We start from the raw sequence: 20,762 nt of genomic DNA, 5'->3' as shown, positions 1-20,762 counted from the left end.
ATCCTTAATAACGCTATACGGGCGTGATGATGCACGCCCGTGGCTAAGGGAATCATCAATTTTATGTTCAAGGAAAAAAATGCCGCGGTAATGACTGTAGCGGCCACCGCGACCCTGTGTCTTACCGTCTGGACGATTGTGGTCCTGCTGGGCGGTCTGGGATGGTGGAACTGGCACGCCAACCGCACGCTGCAGTGGACGGCGGTCCGCGAGATAGTGACCGTCTGTAGCCTGATCTGGGCGTATGGTCTCTGTCTTTGGATACTGGGCTTTATTGCTTTCCACCTGTTTATCAGGCAAAAAGCCGATGGGCAACAGCGTCAGACGCAGACTTTTATTAGCCAGCAGACAAAACCGGCGCAGCCGTTTGCGTCCTTAAAGCACTCTCTTCGTCGCCGCTACGGCCGATTGTGGCGCAATAAGGTCCGCTTGCTGTGGGTCGCTGGCGAGGCGGCGCAGATTGCCGCCATCGTTCCCGGCCTTGCGCAACAGCAATGGCTGGAGGGCCGCGGTACGGTGCTAATTCACGGTGGTAGCCTGTCGGCGAAGGTGGATAACGACCGGCTCAGCGCCCTGCGTCGGCTGCGCGGCCGCCGGCCGCTGGATGGTATCGTGCTGGTGCTGGACAATGCTCAGGCCACAGCCGCGAATCTGGACGAGTATTTGCGTACGCTGGAGCAGGTTGCGCAGGTCCTGCGCTACCAGCCGCCGGTCTATCTGTGGCAACTCCGCGACAGCGACTGGCCGCAGGATACGCGCATTACCCAGACGCTGGGGGCGTTGTTCCCGCCGCGAGCCGTCCCGCAGGATGTTGAACGGCAGCTTCGCGCCATTCTGCCCGCCATGCTGGCGCAGGGTACTCAGCAGTTGTGCGCTGATTCGTCCCACGATTACCTGCTGCGTGTCGCTAAATGGCTGAAGGAGGGCGGTATCAGCGGCTGGAAGACGCTACTGACGCCGTGGCTTACCGGGCATCTGCAACAGATCCCGCTCCGCGGTCTGCTGTTCAGCCCCGCGTTAAAGGCGGAAGAGGCGGTGGACAATGGGCTCTATCCCCACCGTTGGCCGGCCCCGGCCGTCTGGCAGGGGATCATCGCAGACTGCGGCCGCGCGCGCGGCCTGCCGGTGGGGGTGGCGTGGCGCCGCTCCCTCGGCGTCGGCCTGCTGGCGCTGATTGCCCTGTGGGCGGCGGGAAGCCTGCTCTCTTTTATCGTCAACCGCCAGCAAATTGTCAGCGCCACCCAGCGGGTACAGCTGCTGCGGCAGCCCGTCGTTAACGACCAACAGCTGATCGATTTGCAGATGCTGCGCAACGATATCGGCCGTCTACAGAATCGGCTCGCCAACGGCGCGCCCTGGTATCAGCGCTTTGGTCTTAATCATAATGCGCCGCTTTCTGCCGCGCTGCTGCCGTGGTATGGGCGGGCTAACCAGCGTCTGATCCGCGACGCGGCGGCAGAAGCGCTCACCCGGCAACTGACGGTGTTGGTCAACCTGCCGCCGCGCAGCCCGCAGCGGGCGCAGCTGGCGAAAGCGGGTTATGACCAGTTAAAGGCCTATCTGATGATGGCGCGTCCGGACAAAGCCGATGCGGCGTTTTACCGCCAGACAATGACCGCCGCGCAGCAGACGCGTCAGGGAGTCGCCCCGGCGCTATGGCAGAGTATCGCCCCTGATTTATGGGCCTTCTATATGCGTAACTTGCCGTCGCAGCCGACGTGGAAAATCACCCCGGATGCCGCACTGGTGACGCAAGCGCGTCAGGTGCTGCTGGCGCAAATCGGGCGGCGCAACGCCGAAAGCACGCTTTACGAGAACATGCTGCTGCAGGTGCGCCGTAATTATGCCGACATGATGCTGGAAGATATGACGCCGCAGACCAATGCCAGCCGGTTGTTTACCACGGAAGAGGTGGTTCCGGGGATGTTTACCCGCCAGGCGTGGGAGGGCGGCGTCCGCGAGGCGATCGATAAGGCGGTGGCGGCCAGGCGCGATGAGATCGACTGGGTGCTGAGCGATAGCCGCCAGACCGTCAGCGGAGATGTCTCCCCGGAGGCGTTGAAACAGCGGCTGACCGATCGCTATTTCACCGATTTCGCCGGGGCGTGGCTGGGTTTCCTCAATAGCCTTCGTTTAAATCCGGCGCGCAATATTGCCGATGTTACCGATCAGCTCACGTTGGCGGGCGACGTTCGTCAGTCGCCGCTGATTGCGTTGATGAATACCCTTGCCTGGCAGGGGCAGACCGGGCAGCAGCGTGAGGGCGTGGCGGATTCGCTGGTGAAATCGGCTAAAAATCTACTCGATAAGGATAAGCAGCCGTTTATCGATCAGCAGGCCGGCGGCGTGCGCGGCCCGCTGGAGAGTACCTTTGGGCCGCTGCTGGCGCTGATGGGCAAAAATCCCTCTCAGAGCGTGGTCGCCGCAGACAGCACCCTCAGTTTACAGACCTGGCTGACTCGACTGACTCGCGTACGCCTGCGGCTCCAGCAGGTGGCAAACGCCCCCGACCCGCAGGCGATGATGCAGCAGCTGGCGCAGACCGTGTTTCAGGGTAAAAGCGTCGACCTGACCGACACCCAGGAGTACGGCAGCCTGGTGGCGGCCAGCCTCGGCGAAGAGTGGAGCGGTTTCGGCCAGACCATGTTCGTCCAGCCGCTGACGCAGGCCTGGGAAACAGTGCTGCAGCCATCGGCGGCCAGCCTGAACGAGGCATGGCAGCGTTCTGTGGTCGCTAACTGGCATTCGGCTTTCGACGGCCGCTATCCGTTTGCCGCGGGCAAAAACGATGTCTCGCTACCGATGCTGGCGGCATTCATCCGTCGCGATAGCGGGCGGATCGACCAGTTTCTCGCCCGACAGCTGGGCGGCGTACTTAACCGGGAGGGCAGTCGCTGGGTGGCCGATAGCACGTACAGTCAGGGGCTGACTTTCAATCCGGCCTTCCTGAAGGCGATTAATCAACTGAGTTCCTTGTCCGACATCCTGTTTACCGACGGCAGTCAGGGAATGGGATTTGAACTACAGGGGGTGGCGACGCCGGGCATTGTTGAAACGCAACTCACCCTCGACGGCCAGAATCTGCACTACTTTAACCAGCTTGCCGAATGGAAAAGTTTCCGCTGGCCGGGGACTATCAACAAACCCGGCGCGATGCTGAGCTGGAGCTCAATGGCGGCGGGCGCCCGGCTATTGGCGAACGACAGCGGCCCGTGGGGCACGCTGCGTATGCTGGAGAGAATGAAGCGCCAGCAGATCGGCGATGGGCTGTTTCGCCTGACGGTCAATACGCCGGATAACCGGCAACTGCAGTGGCTGCTGCGTACCGAACTCGGCGATGGCCCGCTGGCGTTGCTGAAACTGCGAAACTTCACGTTACCGACACAGATTTTCATCGTGGAGGCTCCCCGAGCAGAACCGTTTGCTGACGGTGACGTAGAGGAATAAGGGCCGACATTCACGCTGCAAGCGCTGCTTTACAAGCGGCGAGTTTTCCAATTCTGACATTTGAGATATTCCATGGACGATTTAACTCTGCGTTATTTTGACGCTGAAATGCGCTACCTGCGCGAAGCTGGCGAGGAGTTTGCCCGCGCCCATCCCGATCGCGCCGCGGCGTTAAACCTCGATAAAGCCGGCGCCCGCGATCCCTATGTTGAGCGGCTGTTCGAAGGTTTTGCTTTCCTGATGGGGCGGCTGCGCGAAAAGCTCGACGACGACCTGCCGGAGCTGACCGGCGGGCTGGTGAGTATGATTTGGCCGCATTATCTCCGTACTATTCCGTCATTGGCGATGGTGGAATTCAGCGTCGACTGGCGGGAGATGAAAGAGCCGCAGCGGCTGAAGAAGGGAACGGAAGTGATCTCCCGGCCCATCGGCGAGACGGGCACCCGCTGCCGTTACACCACGACCCAGCCGCTAACCTTACAGCCGCTCGCGCTCTCCCGCGCCAGTATCAGGACGCTGGCAGATGGCCGCCAGGCGATTTGTCTGCGTTTTGACTGTAGCGCACTGGTGGACTGGCGGGCACTCGACCTGAGCCGTATTCCGTTGTATCTGAACGCCGATGCGCCATTGGCCTGCGCGCTGCATGAAGCGCTGACCCTGAATGTGGCGCACATCGGCATACGTCTGGCGGGGGAGGCCGATAGCAGGCCGCTGGCGGCCCATTTTGCCGTCTGCGGGTTTGGCAACGATGAGGCGCTGCTGCCTCAAAGCGGCGGGTTCAGCGGCTACCAGTTGCTGCTGGAGTATTTCAGCTTTCGTGAAAAGTTTATGTCGGTCGCGCTGTGCGGGCTGGAGAATATGACGTTTCCTGATGCGCCGGGATGGTTTGAGATCGAGGTCGTGCTGGATAAACCGTGGCCGCAGGAGTATGCGTTGTCAGAGAAACATTTGCGTTTACACTGCAGCCCGGTTATTAACCTGTTCCCGCTGGAGTCGGACCCGCTGCATCTGGATTCACTACAAAGTGAGTATCTGCTGCGCCCCATGCGCGTTCAGGATGGGCACACCGAAATCTATTCGGTGGAGTCCGTCACCTCTTCCCGCCTTTCCGGCACCCAGGCGTATGTGCCGTTTACCAGTTTTCGCCACAAAGGCGGCATGTTGCGCCATGATGCGCCGGAATATTATTACCACACGCGCGTTAAACGTGACCCGTCCGGGCTGCATGATACCTGGCTGACGCTGGGCGGCGAGGCGTTTGACCAGCATCGCGTGCCGCAGAATGAAACCCTGTCATTGAGCCTGATCGGCACCAACGGCCAGCTGCCGCGCCGGGCGCTGCAGAGCACGCTGCTGGACACGGTGGTCAAATCCACGACGTCGCGCCTCCAGGTGCGCAATCTCAGCGCGCCGACGTTGCCGTGTTATCCACCGGATCGGGATCGTTTTCACTGGCGGGTGCTGAGCCATCTCGGCAGCAGCTTCCTGTGGATGATGGATAACGCCGAAGTGTTGCGCGGCGCGCTGGCGTTGTATGACTGGACGGACAACGAAATGAACCGCCGTCGCCTGCAGGCGATCGTCGACGTGAGCCACTGTGAGGTGGAGCGTTTTGCCGAGGGGCATTTTCTACGCGGCGTGCAGATAGAAGTGACGCTCGACGGTAACGGCTTCGCCGGACACGGCGACATCTGCCTGTTTGGCGAGATGCTCAACCGCTTCTTTGCCCTGTATACCGACATCCATCTGTTTAATCGTCTGATTCTGATACTGCAACCTACCGGAGAGCGTCTCGAATGGCAGGAGAACCACAAACGCCGCATTCCCGGCTGAGCCCGCGGCTTGAGCGGGATATTCAGCGCATCAACTTTTACCGTTTCTGCCAGCTACTGGAAAAATCGCGACCTGGCGCGCCGGCATTAGGCAGCACGCTGAACCCGGCGGATGATCCGATACGCTTTCGCCCGCATCCGGGGATGGGTTTTCCGGTCAGCGAACTCAAAGCGGTGGAGTATGATGAGGCGCATCCCGACGCGCCGCCGACGCTGCGCACCACCTTTATGGGGCTATACGGTGTCGATTCGCCGTTGCCTACCGCCTGGCTGGATGATATTGCGCAGCAAAGAGAAGGGCATGAGGCGCAGGAAGCATTTCTCGATATTTTTAACCACCGCATTCTGAGCCAGTTTTATCGCATCTGGCGCAAATACTCGTATCCGGCAACCTTTGAAGACGGCGGTTGCGACCGTACTTCGCAGAGCCTGCTGGGGCTGATCGGGCTGGGCATTCCCGGTACCGCTCAGCATATTGCCGCGCCGGTATCTCGCTTTCTGGCATTACTCAGCGTGATGCGCCTGCCCGCGCGTACCGAAGAGGGAATTCAGGCGCTGGTACGCTTGTTGGCTCCCCATACGCGGGCGGAAGCGTCGCCGCACTGCCCACGGACGGTGTACCCGGCGCAGCCGCTGGGTTTTTACGGCGATAACGATTTCCTGCTTGATGGCTACACGGTGCTGGGCGATGAAACGACCGAGATTGCCAGCCAGTTGCTGATCGCGCTGTATACCGATGATATCGCCGAGGCCGCAGGCTGGATGCCGGAAGGGCAAATCTATGCGGACTTTCTGGTTCTGCTGCGGGTTTATCTCGGCTGGCGCTATAAGGCCAAAATCACCTTAACGCTTCCCACGCCGCTGTTACCCGCGCCGGTACTTGGCGAATCGCCGTTTATGCTCGGCATCACCGGCGTTCTGGGCATGGAGGGGGACGCGGTTCCGCCGGATTTACCGGCCACGTTTACCACGGAGCTAGGCGGCTACCGCGGCATGCCGCTTGCACCATTATCACAAGGAAACCAACGTGTTGCATATCACTTCGCTTAAACTATCCGCACTGATTCTTCTGCCGTTCATGCTGGCGGGTTGCGGGCTAACACAGAAAATCAGCGACGGCGCCTCGTCCGCCGTAAAGTCAGTATTTTATCGCCAGGTGAAAACGCTGCGTTTGGATTTTAGCGCGCGCAATGCGTTAAACACCGATAACCGCGAGGATAACAGCGCCTCCCAACCGGTGATGGTACGGGTCTATGTGCTGAAGGATCGCAAGACCTTCGATAAGGCGGTTTACCAGCAACTGGCGGCGGAGGGGGAGGAGATATTAAAAGACGACCAACTGGCCAGCCGCAGCCTGGTGCTCAAACCGGGAACGGAGATGAGTCTCACCATGCCGCTGGATGAACAGGCGCAGTATGTTGCCGTGGTGGCGCTGTTCCGGGCGCCGGATCTGACGAAAAACGACTGGAAGCAGGTGCTTGCCCGTGAGGATCTTGACCCGGACCGCGCGCGCGTCATTGAGGCCAGCCATCATCAACTTGTTCTGCAACCGCGGAAGGAGAAGTGAGAAACGCGCTGCGCAATTTTATATTCCATAAATAACCTGACGGACGCCATGATGGCCAAACCTGATTTTATTTAAGGTTTGGCCTGTCGGGGAATCATTTAACCGTGGGCAGATCGCTATATCGGGTAGTGTATCGCGGGGAGAGCATTTCCCGCTTCATCTGCCACGGTTGCTGGATACCCTGGCCGGCGAAGTAAAGCGTCCCACGTCCGTCTTCTGCATTCAGGCGGTCCAGCACCTCCATCAATTTTTGGCTGTTTTTTCGCGGCGCATTTTCGTCAAACAGATTAAGTTGCGCGACGCCCTGGCTATAAAAATCGCCCAGCATCACCCCGGCTTTCTGGTACCGGCAACCACTTTGCCAGATGGCATCCAGACAACGCGTCGCGGCGGCGATAATATCCCTGCTGTCCTGCGTTGGGGTAAGCAGGGTCACCGAGGCATTATTGGCGTAATACCGTTCGTCAGGCGCGAAGGGCGACGTTTTTACAAAGACGGAGATAAACCGGCAGTATTGATGTTCCTGACGAAGTTTCTCTGCAGCCCGGGAGGCGTAACTACAGATGGCCTGGCGCATTTCTTCGTACTCGGTGATGCGATGGCCGAACGAACGGGAACAGATAATCTCTTGCTTTACCGGGACAAACTCTTCCAGCTCGAGGCAGGGTTCGCCGCGTAATTCACGGACGGTTCTTTCCAGTACGACATTAAAGTGTTTTCTGATGAATCGGATATCTGTGTCAGCCAACTGCAATACCGTCCGGATCCCCATCGTTTCAAGCCTCTTCGCGATGCGTCGACCCACTCCCCAAACCTCTTCCACCGGTAGCGCCGCCATCAATTTTCTTTGCCGCTCCGCATTCGACAGGTCAACCACGCCTCCTGTCTGCTGTTGCCAGCGTTTTGCCGCATGATTCGCCAGTTTAGCCAGCGTTTTTGTCTGGGCTATTCCGACGCCCACCGTCAGGTGCGTGCGTTGCCGCACCGTGGCTCTGAGCTCATGTCCAAACTCGGTAAGAACGCGGCAGTTACGCACGCCGGTAAGATCGCAAAAAACTTCATCAATGGAGTATTTTTCACAGCGAGGCGACATCTCTTCAAGCGTCGTCATTACCCGGTTGGACATATCGGCGTAGAGTTCATAGTTGCTACTGAAGCAAACCACGCCATAATGCCTGAAGATATCTTTTTGTTTAAAGTACGGTTCACCCATTTTCACAAACGGTTTGGCTTCCGCAGAACGTGAAATCACACAACCGTCATTATTGGACAAAACAACCACCGGGCGGCCGCGTAAGTCCGGGCGAAAGACGGTTTCACAAGAAGCATAGAACGAGTTCACATCACACAGGGCAAACACGATCAGCCCGCCGATTTCACGATGTAGGTCACCACGCCAAAAATTTCCAGACACTCTTCACTGCCTGGCATAATCGGCTGGTAGGCGGGATTATCAGGTTTGAGCATGACAACAGGATGTAACTGGAGGCGCTTAACCGTGAATTCCCCATCCACCGCGGCAATAACGATGCTGCCATGGACGGCCTTGCGGGAGCTATCCACCACCAGTAAATCACCATCGCCAATGCCAGCGCCAATCATTGAGTCACCGCTTGATTTCACAAAGTAGGTGGCGCCTGGATGCTGAATCAGCAGTTCATTCAGGTCGATACGCCGTTCAACATAATCCTGCGCGGGGCTAGGAAAACCGCAGGGAACAAGGTCGCTGAACAGAGGTAATGCCACGATCTGGCGTAGCTCGGTTAGTGTGAAAAACTGCATGATGATCACCGATTATCTTTACTGTATGTATATACAGTATTGTAGATCGATGGCAGAGATCAAGAGGGTCGTACCTTATCAAAACCTGCGCCAGCGCCCGGCAGGCGGGGGGGTTATGCCTGAAGCCGATTGATAAACAATAGATTACCTCATCGCTAATATTAGCGACTGCGCCGTTTAGCTGGCGAAAATAGCGTGACGATTTTATGTAAAAACAATCTGAATATGACTGAGGTAAAGGATCTGATATTAACGAGGCAGGGGATGTCTGCGCGATTAACGCGCAGGGATTGCTCACCGGCCGACCGTATGCAAGAGCAGGCCGGTGAGCAAATGGCTGTGATGGCAGTTCGCAGCCGCGGTTATTTTAAAGCGTCCGGGCCGGTTTAAACATATTTCTTCGCGCCAGGAGACTATTTTCAGACTTACCTCATTACCGTTTCTAATAAGTCAAACCAGTAATTAATGCCTGTTAAGAAAGCTCCACTACTAATAATGACGGTATAAAGATGAACAAAAGCACAGAGTTGAATAATTAAGAGTATTCCTGGGTGAAATCTCGGGCAGAGAGATGACTTCTGATAAATATTCAGGATAATTTATCAATCTTAAGGAATTAGCCCCGCGGCTGCCTGCACCATAAAGGAATCCATATGGTTAATCGGATATCGATCCTGTCATCTGTCGACAGCTCCTCGTTATTATTCTGGAAATTCAGCGGGCAGGAGAAACTGTCCGAACCTTTCCACTTTCAGGTCGATTTACTCAGCCAGGATTTTGCTATCGACCGTCAGGCCATGCTCGGCAAAAACATGACGGTGGCGGTTCCCGGCCAATGGGGACAGGAGCGTTATCTTTCCGGCAAAATCACCGCCGTAACCGTGCGCGCCGAAGATCTTGGCGAGACGCGCTACGCCGTCTATCAGACCACGCTGGAACCCGATTTCTGGCCGATGATGCGCGACCGCAACTTCCGTATTTTCCAGCAGCAGCGGGTACCGGATATCGTGGCCAAACTGTTTAGCGAGCATAACGTTAAGTTTGAGGACAAACTTACGCGTAGCTACCGGCAGTGGGATTATTGTGTACAGTACGCGGAAAGCAGCTTCCATTTCATCAGCCGTTTGCTGGAGCTGGAAGGTATTAGCTATCTGTTCCGCCACGATAAAGACGGCCATACCCTGGTGCTGATGGATGACTATCAGCAGGCTGAATCCTTCCCCGGTTATGAAACTATTCCCTGGCATGCGCAGCCGGGCGGCGGCGCGGTCGGCGAAGAGGGCATCAGCCAGCTGATGGCGAGCCACGTCGTCACGCCGGGGCTTTACAGCACCGATGACTATGATTTTCGCAAGCCCCACGCCTGGATGCTGCAAACGCTGCAGAATCCGGTCTCGCCGACACCGGGCAAAATCGACGTTTACGACTGGCCGGGGCGCTTTATGGAGCACGGCGACGGCGAAGCCTACGCCCGTATTCGTCAGCAGTCCTGGCAGGCCGAACAGCAGCAAACTCAGGGTATCGCCACCGCGACCGGTATCGTCCCGGGACACACGTTTACCCTGACGCATGCGCCTAACATGGCTGATAACGCTAAATGGCTGGTGGTGGGCGCCCGCTATGATTTTGAAGAGAATCAGTATGCCTCCGGCGGCGGAAATACCGCGCAGCACCGCATCACATTCACCGTTATTCCCGCCGCGACGCCATTTGTCCCCGCGTCAAGGACCGACTGGCCGCGCACCTACGGGCCGCAAACCGCCCGCGTGGTAGGGCCGAAAGGAGAATCGATCTGGACCGATAAATATGGCCGGATTAAGGTGAAATTCCACTGGGACCGCGAAAGCCAGGGCGATGAAAATAGCTCCTGTTGGGTGCGCGTTTCCAGCGCCTGGGCCGGCCAGGGTTACGGCGGGGTGCAGATCCCACGCGTCGGTGATGAAGTGGTGGTGGACTTTATTAACGGCGAGCCGGACCGGCCGATTGTCATTGGCCGCGTCTATAACGAAGCCAGTATGCCGCCGTGGGCGCTACCGGCTGCAGCCACGCAAATGGGCTTTATGAGCCGTTCAAAGGATGGTTCGCCGGACAACGCCAACGCCCTGCGTTTTGAAGATAAACCCGGCGAAGAGCAGCTCTGGCTGCACGCTGAGCGCAACATGGATACTGAAGTCGAAAACGACGAGACCCATGATGTCGGCAATAACCGCACCAAAACCGTCGGCAAAGACGAAACCAGCCATATCAAACAGAACCGCACCCGCACTGTGGATGGCAATGAAAGCGTTACCGTCGGCAAAGATCGTAGCAAAACCATCAATGGTAATGAAACCACCACCGTTGAGCAGAACCGTACCGAAAGCGTGAAGGGGAATGAGACCCTAAGCGTTGAGCAGAACCGCGATGAAACCATCAGCGGCAACCATACCACCACGGTGAAAAGCGACCATACCGCGACCGTCGAAGGCAAGCAGTCACTGACGGTAGTACAGGATCGCACCCGTCAGGTACAGGGTAACGAAAGCGTCAGCGTCCAGCAAAATCGTAACGTGCAGGTCACCGGCAATCAGACGCTGGGAGTGACCGGCAATCACGATATTTCCGTGACCGGTAAGCAAACGCAGACCATCACCAGTAAGCAAGAGGTGACGATCGGCGCCGGGCGTACCCTGAGCATCACCGGCGGTGATACCCGCTTTACGCAAGGGAGCGTAACCGACAGCGCTACCGATACCGTACATATCAACGTGGGCGAAAGCGGCATTCTGATAAGCAACGGCAGCGTGGAGATTACCGCTGGCGGGTCGACGATCACCATTAACGCCGCCGGCGTGATGGTGAATGGTAAGAAGATTGAGCTCAATGCCTGACAGGGAAAGGGAATGAACGCGGCGAAGAATCCGACCGAAAAAGTGATGAGCGAGCTTGAGCTTAGCTGGCTGGACGCCAGCGAGCAGGCGGAGCAGATCCGCTTATTTATCTGGCGGGTGCCTGCCGGCGGCGAGTCGCTGCTTGATGGTTTTATCGCGCTGCAGCAGCACCCTGAAGGGCGCTCGCTGCCGGATCTGTTGCTGGGGCTAACCACGCCGTTTGAGACCGGCTATGGCTACAGCGACGCGCTCGGGCGCGAGTTTGTGGAACACTACGAAGCGACGCCGGATGCCGCCATATGGGATGCCGAACGCTTTCTCCCAACCTATAGCCCGGCGCAGTTGCGGCAGATGCTGCAGGATTTTGCGACGACATTTCATGACGATTTACGTTATCTGGTGTTGGTGCTGAAACCCTCCGCCGTCAGCGATGAAAAGGCGTTGAACCGCTGGTTGAACGGCTGGCTGGCGCAGGAGGCGTGCAACGCCAGACTGTTACTTATCGACACCCTTGAGCAACCGATTTGGCAGCCGCTGTATGAGGCGCATCCGCGCAGGGTACGGCTGCTGACCGATGATGTCGACAGTATGAAAGTGATGCATCAAACCGCGCGTGGACAGAGCGATCCGAATCCCGATCGCCTGCTGTTTCGCCGCTATCTGGCTGACGCCATGCTGCTGCTGGAAAAAGGCAGCGCCGCGCAGGTGGCCGCGCGCGGCGGTATGGCGCTCGGCGTCGCCCAGCGCTGCGGTTGGGCCGAGCAGCAGGCGATGATGCATAACCTGATCGCCGGCGGTTGGCTGAAAGGTAACGATCATCAACGGGCCGTCGATCACTACCGCCAGGCGCAAACCATCAGCGGCGAAATTGCCGACCCGGCGCTTAAAGGGCAATTGCGTACCCAAAGCACTTTTGGCGAGGCCGGCGCCTGGTTCGCGCGCAAAGAGTATCTCCAGGCGGCGAAAGGCTATCGCCGGGCGGCGGGCGAAGCGCAAACCATTCCACACCCGGTATTTACCGTAGAAGGCTGGCGGATGTCCGGTTTTTGTCTCAACCTCGCCGGGCACCGGGCAAAAGCGATGGAGGAGTATGCCCACGCCATCCAGGCGGCGGAGCCGATCCCACGGCAAGAGCGCGCCCAGACTACGCTGCCGCTGGCATTCCAGGATCTGCTGCGCATCCATGATAAACGGCGGACCGAAGCGCTTGAGGCTTGCGCGACGCGCTGGCAAAGCGAAAAACAGCGCTTAATCCAGCAGGCGGAAGACCGCTTGCCGCGGGAACCCGTCGTCGAACAGGTAAAACGCGTGGATCGGCAGTTACAGCTACAGCTGGAAGCCGCGTTCGCGCTGATCCGCGAAGCGCGGGAAAAACTGATCCGCGGCGGCGATGACAGCTTTCGTCGCGTGATCCGCCTGGCGCGGGAGACGCTGCATCCGCACTGGAACGGCCTGCCGGAGATCGCCCACCCCTTTGATGCCCCGCCGGGTGAATGGCAAAGCCTGCCAGCCTGGGGAAATACCGATGCATCATCCACTGAAACTGCAGGGAGCAACCCGCTATGAAGACCCGGATTATTATTATTGTTGCCGTGACGCTGCTGGCAATCCTGTTTTTAAGCTTCTCGGACGGCGGTTTCGCCACCGAAGTGCGTACCTTCCTGCGCGCGCTGCTGCGCGCCATGTTCTGAGGCGCGTCTGATGCATTCCGGCGCTCACTTCGACCCGCAGCTTGGCCTGGATATCCATACTTATCCCTGGCCGCTGCCGACGCCGCATATTGGCATCGTTTTCGACGTGTTTGATTATCTGCCGCTGCTGGGGACTACCGTGCACGTCAACAGCATCAAACGCGCCAGCGCGGGGACCGGCGGTATTGCGGTACATATCCCGGTCGGCGGGGTGTGGGTGCCGCCGCTGCGCGCGCCTGGCGGCCCGCAGATGGAAGACGAGCTGTTTATGGGCAGTAAAACCGTCGCCGTCGACGGCGAGCCGTTTTCCCGCATCGGCATGCCGGTACTGAGCTGTAACATCCTCGGAATGGTGCCGCCGTTCCGCCTGAAGCGGCTGAGCAAACCAAAGCCGCTCTCGCTAACGCTGCCGCTGACGTTTAACCTCGCGATTCCCAACAATGTGATTGTCGGCGGGCCGCCAACCATCAACCTGATGGCGCTGCTGATGCGCGCCGGGTTAAGCGGGTTGGGCAAGGGGTTGAAGAAAGTTAAAAAAACGCCGCAGTGGCGGCTGTTTATGCGGCGGTTTAAAAAGCTGCGCCAGAAGCTGTTTCGCAACATGGATCCCGGCGTCCTGAAATGTCGGGTGCTACGCGCCGAACCGGTTGATATCCGCGACGGTAGCGTGAGCCTGGAGCATGAGGATTTTCTGTTACCCGGACGCCTGCCGCTGGCGTGGACGCGAAGCTACTCGTCGGCGGATCTCGATGAAGAAGGGCTGTGCGGTTACGGCTGGTCAACCCCGGCGGACACCCGCCTTGAAATACTGGCCGATGAAGGCGTCGCGGTGCTGACTCAGCCGGAAGGGATGACGCTGTTTGCGGCGCTGCCGCAGTCCGACGGCCGCGAGCAGGGTATTGTCGGCCTGCCGGACGGCAGCCGCCTGTGGCGGGAAACCCGCAATGGCGAATGCTTCTGGCATGTTGAGCAGGAAGGGAGCGCGCGGCTGCAGTTTCGCGGTAAACGCGGGCCGCTGGCGATTTACCGGCTGGCGGACCGTAACGGTAACGGCTGGCAGTTCGACTGGCAGGGGCGCGAGCTTGAGCGTATTCGCGAGTTCAGCACGCGCGGCATGAGCGGCAGGGAGATCCTCGTCACCTGGCAGGATGGCCGCCTGCGGGCGCTACGCCTGCGCAACGCGCTGGATGACGAGATCACGCCGCTGACCCGCTATGAATACGATAGCGATAATCAGTTGAGCGCGGAGATCGATGCGCTTTCGCATCCGCGGCGCTTCTACTATCAACAGCGCCATATGACCAGCCATGTCGACCGTAACGGCCAGGGCTTCCACTACCAGTTCAATGACGAGTGGCGGGTGGTTCACGCCTGGGGCGACGGCGGCGTATGGGATTACCATTTCGCCTGGCACGACTTGCTCAACGAAGTGGAAATCACCGATTCCAACGGCCATGTAACGTCTGTCAGCTTTGATGATAACGGCCTGCCGGTTTCGGAGATCGATCCGACCGGCGGCAATACCGTCTTCCACTACGATGATTTTGGCCGCACCGTCGAACTCATTGAGCCGGACGGCGGCGCGCGTCGTTGGGAGTATGATGAACAGGGGCGAATGATCGCCGAACATCTGCCGGACGGTAGCCAGATTCAGGCGGCCTACAATGAAGACGGCGATGTGCTGACGCTGATTGATGAGAAAGGCGCCTGCTGGCGTTCGGACTATGACGAACGCGGCAACCTGCTGGCGGGAACGGACCCTACCGGCGTCACCTCGCGCTATCAGTATGATGAGTACGGGCAGCTGAGCGCGGCGGACGTGCCGGGTTCCGGGCAGAGTCGCTATCGCTATGATCGGTTTGGTTTTTTGCAGGCGCTGAGCCAGGCCGGCGCGGGAACCACTCAACTGCGGCATTCCGCGCGCGGCACCCTGCAGGAGCGTATTGACGCCGGCGGCGGCAGCAGCCGTTTCCACTGGGACAGCAAGGATCGGCTGGTGGCGATGGTCAATCCGCAGGGCGGCGAAATTCGCGTCGCTTACGACCGGGAAGATTCACCGCTTCACTTCACCGATGAAGCCGGCCAGATAACCCGTTTTCGTTATAACCGCACAGGAATGCTGGCCGCCTGCGAGACGCCGGATGGCGCGACGCTTGGCTATCAGTACGACCTGGAAGATCGCCTGCTGGCGGTGATCAACCAGAACGGTCAGCGCTGGCAGCTGGACCGCGACGCGCTGGGGCGCATCGCCGCGGAGACCGATTACTGGGGACAGGTAACCCGTTATGGCTGGGATAAAGGCAACCGGCTGATCAGCCGTGAGGATCCGCTGGGGCGGCTGGTGCGCTACGGTTACGACCGCGGCGGGCGGCTAAGCGAGCGGCGCAGCGGCGATACCCTGCAGGCGAAGTATCATTACGATCCCTGCGGGCGGATGGTGCTGTGTGAGAATCCGTGGCGGCGGCTGGCGTGGCGCTATGATGACGCCGGGCGGGTGCTGCTGGAGGAGCAGGACGGTTTTCAGCTGCATTACGGCTATAACGAGCGCGGCCTGCTGGTCTCACGACGCAGCGACAGCGGTCATCAGGTGCGTTACGCCATGGATGAGTATGACCGGCTGAGCCAGATCCAGCTGAATGACGATGCGCCGATCGTGCTGGGTTACGATGAGGCCGGGCGGCGGGTCAGCGAGCAGCTGTCGGCGGAGGTGACGCGTCATTTCACCTACGACCGGCTCGGCCAGCTGACGTCGCAGCAGGTGTTGCAGAATGATTTACCGCTGTTCGCTAGCGGCTTCAGCTGGGATAGGCTGGGTAACCTGACCCGGCGCGATGACAGCCTGTGGGGCAGCGATCGTTACGCTTACGATCCGGTGGGGCGCTTGACGGCCCATACCGCGCCGGACGGTACGCTGCGGCAGTTTGTGCAGGATGCGGCGGGCAGCCACCTGCAGACGCAGACCCGGGCGGTGAATGAGAGCGCCGGAGGCTGGTTCCGCGAGGGGCAGCAGCGCGGGGTGCGTTATGTATTCGATCGCGCGGGCGAGCTGCGACAGCGGCGCGATGTCCGGCATAACGGCGAGAAAGAGGATTTCAGCTGGGACGATAACCGCCAACTGGTGGCGGTGCGCAAGGGCGAGCGGCTGGTGCGTTACGGCTATGACGGGCTGGGGCGCCGGGTGTTCAAGCAGACGGCGGAAGAGACGCGCTGGTTCTACTGGCAGGGCGACGCGCTGGCGGGGGAAACGGTCACTATCACCCGCGAACCGCTGGCGGCACAGAGCATTTTTGATACCGGCAGCCGGCTGCAGCGGCAGAAAGCGCAGGCCGCGCTGTTCGGCAGTATGCGCGAGTACGTGTACTATCCGGGAAGTTTTCAGCCGCTGGCGCTGCTGACGCAGGAAGCGGGCAGGAAGGAGAGCTGGCACTATCATTGTGACCCGAACGGCGCGCCGGTCCGCCTGACGTCATTACAGGGCGAGATAGTGTGGTCAGAGAAGACGGGCGTATGGGGAGAGAAAGGGGAGGTCTACGCCGATCGTATCAGCAACCCGCTGCGTTTCCAGGGACAGTATTTTGACGCTGAAACGGGGCTGCACTATAATCGACATCGTTACTATGATCCTGAAATTGCGGGATTTATTAGTCAGGATCCGATTGGATTAGCCGGCGGGCTGAATGTTTATCAGTATGCGCCGAACCCATTAAGCTGGATCGATCCGCTGGGACTAAAATGTGGCTTCGCGGAAAAGGACAATATAACCCAAAGGTGGGTAAATAAATTAACAGGTAAAACTCCGGCTGAAATAGACTCCCTTTTAACATCTAAAGGTTGGACGAAGATCTATCCACAAGCTGGTAGGCCTGAGGCTATTCAACATATACAATATGTGAAAACGACAAAATCTGGTACAACATATAAATTAGATTATCATCCTGGTGGTAACGCAAAACAACAAAATATTCATGGAAATGATTACTGGAAGGTTTATAGGACTAATAGTGAAGGTGAGGATATCGTATATGGACGTATAGGTCATGGTGGTTTTGAAAATTATGATCTAATAAAGGACTCTCCTGTTTATGTCGACGGTGTATTAGTAAATGGTGGGATGTAAAATGTTTGATTTTTCTGCAGAAATAAAATCATTTCATTCGTTAGGCGATGTGCTGTTAAATACAAATATATCTGTCTATCTTGCTGAAATGTATGCTGACCATTGTGTTGAGTACAAAGAGTATCTTCTACCTGATGCGAGTAAGAGATTTGCCTATGTATTGGATGATACTTTAACTATATCAACCGAACCTGATGGAAATATATTTTCTATTGGATGCAATCAAAATTACAAAGGGTTATACAAAAACTTATTATATGCCGGTCAAGAATTTGGTGAGATAAAAAAACTCACTTATCGGCAAAGAATATTTAATGGTTCCATTATTATAGACGAGGATTTTGGCATTCAATTTATATTACCCTCACCATTTGATGAGATAGCTGACAGTATAGATAACATTCCGTCCGACTTGAAATTGAATGAAATATATATAGGGGATTTTTCATTTTGGAATCCATGTAAATAACAAAGCAAAGCCGGGTAATAAATTAACTCTTCCCGGCCTTTATAGCAACGCTGCGCTTTGGGAACTCTATCTTAGAGCTTAGATTGGTGCGGGTTGACGGTACGATTGGCCCAGGGGATAGGATTGTTCGTCTGATCCGATTGGATTAGCCGGTGGGCTGAATGTTTATCAGTATGCGCCGAACCCGCTGGGATGGGTGGATCCGTGGGGGCTGACTGGAAAACCGTTAAACTCACCTGATATAAGCAAGTGGCTTAATAAAGGGGGAACGGTTTGGCAAGAAGTTGAAAGCAAAGTTTGGGTATACCAAGATAGTGCTGGCAATGTTGTTCGCTATCCAGAAGGGTTTCCAGATTTTACACCATATGAAAGGCAGAGTGTTAATGTTCCAGACTTAAGGGGAGATCATAGTAAGTCACCTGGAGGAGATTTTGGTAAAGCAGATGCATTAGCGCCAAAAGGCCAGGCGAATTATGATCTTAATACGTGGCATCATCATCAAAATGGCATCACAATGCAGGAAGTGCCCAAAAATATTCATCGCCGGTTCACCCATAGAGGCGGTGTATCTAAAATAAAAAGCAACTGTCAATAATATCAGGAGTTATAGAATGCCTATTTTGACTGGATTAAGTATTGATAAACAAGATATTAGTTATCTGGAGGGACATTTCTCTGTTGCTTTTCCTGATGATTACAAAGATTTTTTAAAAAAATACAATGGATATAGAATCGTGGCACCTGACTATTGCGATCTACCATTCGACAAAGTTGATAATGATTTTATTTCATTCGATGTGCTTCTTGGTTATAAGACTAGTAATAGTAATTTTGATATAGTTGAAATTAATGAAGAGTTACTAGATGAAATATCGTTTATTGATGGTGCACTAATAATTGGCATGGATCCAAGTGACAATGGCTATGTCCTGATAACTAAAAATAATTTGGCCGGAGTTTATTACTGGGACCGGACTTGCCTACATGCTGAGGATAATAAACAAAGCTATGATATTAGTGATGATGATGATTTAAATCATCTTTATCTTATAAATAAAACCTTTTCAGATTTTTTTGGAAGTATAATGAATCTAACAGCCAATAAAGGAATGAAGTTATCTACGGGATTGTAATGATACTCTTAATTTAAGGATGTACTTCTTTAATACCCTGTATGGTTAATTATCATGCAGGGTTCAATAATAAATTGGATTGCACATCTATAATGCCAAGTATTAAAAAGTAAGAAATGGAATCATAGGATTTAGGGAGTCTTGCTTCCTGACAGATATAAACATTCTGGAGATTTTATTGGCCCAGAAGAAAAATCTCAGTATTTCCAGTAAAGGAGTATTGCACTATGAAAGAACTCGAAAATCCAAGAATTGAATCCGAAGTTAACTCCTTTGTTGAAAAAGGAAATGCGTTGCGTAATGACAAAAAATATGCTCAGGCTTAAGAGCAATATGAAAAAGCCTAGAATATTTTGCCTGAACCAAAACCAGAATGGCAAGTTGCTAACTGGATTACCGCAAATATATTCAGCGCTTATTTTGACCTTGGTGATTACAATGAGGCAAAAAAAGGGGCGAAATGACGTTGCAAACGAGAGTAAGAAATATTTCTTTAAATGATAAAAATCCTCGCTACTGTGTGGGTTTTGCAATGCGAAAGCCCTTTGAGCAAATGGTATAATGCCGGGAAAAAGGATTCCAGCCGGCGGCACAGGCATTTTTTGATTCCGGCAGCCGGCAGCATGCGCCGGTCCGCCTGACGTCATTGCAGGGCGAGATAGTGTGGTCTGAGAAGACGGGCGTATGGGGAGAAAAAGGGGGGGCTACGCCGAACGTATCAGCAACCCGCTGCGTTTTCAGGGCCAGTATTTCGACGCTGAACGGCTGAATACCTTCTTTACCTCTTTCGCGGCGTCCCCTTCTTACTACTGTACATCGCTTTATCCGCACTGTTCAGCAATGTATCGGCATCCGCGGCATCGTGAGGGAAAAGCGCAATGCCGATGCTGCCGGAAATCGTAATAACATGCTCGTGGATCAAAAATGACTGAGTCAGCGCATTGCTGATTTTTTCCGCCGTTTGTCGGGGGAGCGGATCGTTTACCTTTAATCCGGGGAGCAGGGCGATAAACTCGTCGCCGCCGAGGCGGGCTACCGTATCACCTTCTCGTAAAACGCTTTGCAGACGGAATGCTACCAGCCGCAGCAGTTCGTCACCCACGGCGTGGCCGTAAACATCATTCACCGGCTTAAAGCGGTCGAGATCGATAAAGAGCAGCGCCACCTCTGTCTCATTGGCGATAGCCTGAGTAATCGCCAGCTCCAGGCGATTAACCAACAGCCTGCGGTTTGGCAATCCGGTCAGCGCGTCGAAGTTGGCGTGCAGCCAGACCACCTGCTCCCGCTGTTTGCGGTCGGTGATATCGCGAATAAACGCGGAGAAAATCTGCTTGCCTGATTGTTGATGCGGCCAGATTGACAGTTCGATAGGGAACTTGCCTTTAGTGCGATGCAGGGCGGTAATTTCGATGGTGCGATTAAGGATATTCGACGGCTGAGCCGCCTGAAAGCGCATTAAACCACGTGCGTGCTGCTCGCGAAACTCTTCCGGCACGATCATCTCGCCCAGGTTGTTGCCGATAGCTTCCCCAGCGGACCAGCCGAACATTCTTTCCGCGGCCTGGTTCCAGTTAATCACTACGCCCGCATGATTGATGGTAATCACCGCATCTTGTGCGGTCTCAACCAGCTGTCGATGGTTCTCCTCGCTTTCTGCCAGCGCTCGCTGCATCGACTCAATCTCGCTGATACTCTCTTGCAGCTCACGATGCATTTCCGCAAGCGAAAGCGAGAAAAAGCGAATACGCTCTTCTACTGACATATTTTTCATTTCGGCGTAGAGATCGCTGGCGCTACGTGGTGGCATAAGGCGTTCCTGATGAATCGATGAGAATATTCAACCAATATAACAAT

General features: G+C 56.0%; 14 protein-coding genes and 2 pseudogenes. 13 read left to right on the top strand and 3 right to left on the bottom strand.

The annotated features are described in order from the left end of the window. The first annotated feature begins 63 nt into the window (after nt 1-63). The 4 genes from ACSEMK_RS13235 (at nt 64) to tssJ (ending at nt 6,846) form a co-directional block, all read left to right on the top strand. Nucleotides 64-3,447 (top strand): ImcF-related family protein, encoded by a 3,384-nt coding sequence (locus ACSEMK_RS13235; protein WP_435336568.1) that lies wholly within the window; start codon nt 64-66, stop codon nt 3,445-3,447. A gap of 72 nt (nt 3,448-3,519) precedes the next feature. Next, nucleotides 3,520-5,280 (top strand): type VI secretion system baseplate subunit TssF, encoded by a 1,761-nt coding sequence (tssF, locus tag ACSEMK_RS13230; RefSeq protein WP_430914518.1) that lies wholly within the window; start codon nt 3,520-3,522, stop codon nt 5,278-5,280. Continuing rightward, nucleotides 5,244-6,329 (top strand): type VI secretion system baseplate subunit TssG, encoded by a 1,086-nt coding sequence (gene tssG, locus ACSEMK_RS13225; protein WP_113373616.1) that lies wholly within the window; start codon nt 5,244-5,246, stop codon nt 6,327-6,329. Before tssF ends, tssG begins: the two co-directional genes overlap by 37 nt. Then, nucleotides 6,307-6,846 (top strand): type VI secretion system lipoprotein TssJ, encoded by a 540-nt coding sequence (gene tssJ / locus ACSEMK_RS13220; protein WP_430914517.1) that lies wholly within the window; start codon nt 6,307-6,309, stop codon nt 6,844-6,846. Before tssG ends, tssJ begins: the two co-directional genes overlap by 23 nt. A gap of 94 nt (nt 6,847-6,940) precedes the next feature. Here the strand turns inward: tssJ and ACSEMK_RS13215 are convergent, their stop codons facing one another. Continuing rightward, on the bottom strand, nt 6,941-8,206 hold the full coding sequence (locus ACSEMK_RS13215; protein WP_430914585.1) for a Y-family DNA polymerase: 1,266 nt from the start codon (nt 8,204-8,206) through the stop codon (nt 6,941-6,943). 2 nt (nt 8,207-8,208) lie between these two features. Then, nucleotides 8,209-8,628 carry a translesion error-prone DNA polymerase V autoproteolytic subunit gene (locus tag ACSEMK_RS13210; protein ID WP_015705808.1) on the bottom strand — a complete coding sequence of 140 codons (420 nt, stop codon included), beginning with the start codon at nt 8,626-8,628 and terminating at the stop codon, nt 8,209-8,211. Nucleotides 8,629-9,281: 653 nt separating this feature from the next. Here ACSEMK_RS13210 and ACSEMK_RS13205 point away from each other — a divergent pair. The 9 genes and pseudogenes from ACSEMK_RS13205 to ACSEMK_RS13165 all read left to right on the top strand — a co-directional run. Next, on the top strand, nt 9,282-11,498 hold the full coding sequence (locus ACSEMK_RS13205) for a type VI secretion system Vgr family protein (RefSeq protein WP_308958759.1): 2,217 nt from the start codon (nt 9,282-9,284) through the stop codon (nt 11,496-11,498). Between the two features lie 12 nt (nt 11,499-11,510). Then, entirely contained in the window at nt 11,511-13,064 is a 1,554-nt protein-coding gene (locus ACSEMK_RS13200; RefSeq protein ID WP_430914516.1) for a hypothetical protein, read from the top strand. Beyond that, complete coding sequence (locus ACSEMK_RS13195; RefSeq protein WP_080961905.1) at nt 13,061-13,189, top strand: hypothetical protein; 129 nt, start codon at nt 13,061-13,063, stop codon at nt 13,187-13,189. Before ACSEMK_RS13200 ends, ACSEMK_RS13195 begins: the two co-directional genes overlap by 4 nt. 10 nt (nt 13,190-13,199) lie before the next feature. Next, the gene (locus ACSEMK_RS13190; protein WP_430914515.1) at nt 13,200-17,306 is read left to right on the top strand and encodes an RHS repeat-associated core domain-containing protein; all 4,107 of its coding nucleotides are present in this window, start codon (nt 13,200-13,202) and stop codon (nt 17,304-17,306) included. A gap of 1 nt (nt 17,307) precedes the next feature. Beyond that, nucleotides 17,308-17,775, top strand: coding sequence for a hypothetical protein (locus tag ACSEMK_RS13185; protein WP_047045164.1), 468 nt, complete (start codon nt 17,308-17,310; stop codon nt 17,773-17,775). A 127-nt stretch (nt 17,776-17,902) separates the two neighbouring features. Further along, nucleotides 17,903-17,986: pseudogene (locus ACSEMK_RS13180) on the top strand (RHS repeat-associated core domain-containing protein); the annotation flags it as partial. After that, nucleotides 17,972-18,370, top strand: a complete 399-nt coding sequence (locus ACSEMK_RS13175; RefSeq protein WP_072048046.1) for an HNH endonuclease — start codon at nt 17,972-17,974, stop codon at nt 18,368-18,370. The pseudogene ACSEMK_RS13180 and the gene ACSEMK_RS13175, both read left to right, overlap by 15 nt. Nucleotides 18,371-18,386: 16 nt before the next feature. Further along, on the top strand, nt 18,387-18,908 hold the full coding sequence (locus ACSEMK_RS13170; protein WP_316424104.1) for an SMI1/KNR4 family protein: 522 nt from the start codon (nt 18,387-18,389) through the stop codon (nt 18,906-18,908). Nucleotides 18,909-19,533: 625 nt separating this feature from the next. Then, nucleotides 19,534-19,670, top strand: a pseudogene (locus ACSEMK_RS13165) (sugar-binding protein); the annotation flags it as partial. Between the two features lie 16 nt (nt 19,671-19,686). Here ACSEMK_RS13165 and ACSEMK_RS13160 read toward each other — a convergent pair. Continuing rightward, nucleotides 19,687-20,715 (bottom strand): diguanylate cyclase domain-containing protein, encoded by a 1,029-nt coding sequence (locus tag ACSEMK_RS13160; RefSeq protein WP_213794996.1) that lies wholly within the window; start codon nt 20,713-20,715, stop codon nt 19,687-19,689. Nucleotides 20,716-20,762 lie beyond the last annotated feature (47 nt).

It is taken from the genome of Klebsiella sp. K-3, assembly GCF_051207495.1.
Classification (GTDB): domain Bacteria; phylum Pseudomonadota; class Gammaproteobacteria; order Enterobacterales; family Enterobacteriaceae; genus Klebsiella; species Klebsiella aerogenes.
Note: the sequence above shows the minus strand (reverse complement) of the source record. Positions and strands in the feature narration are given on the sequence as shown.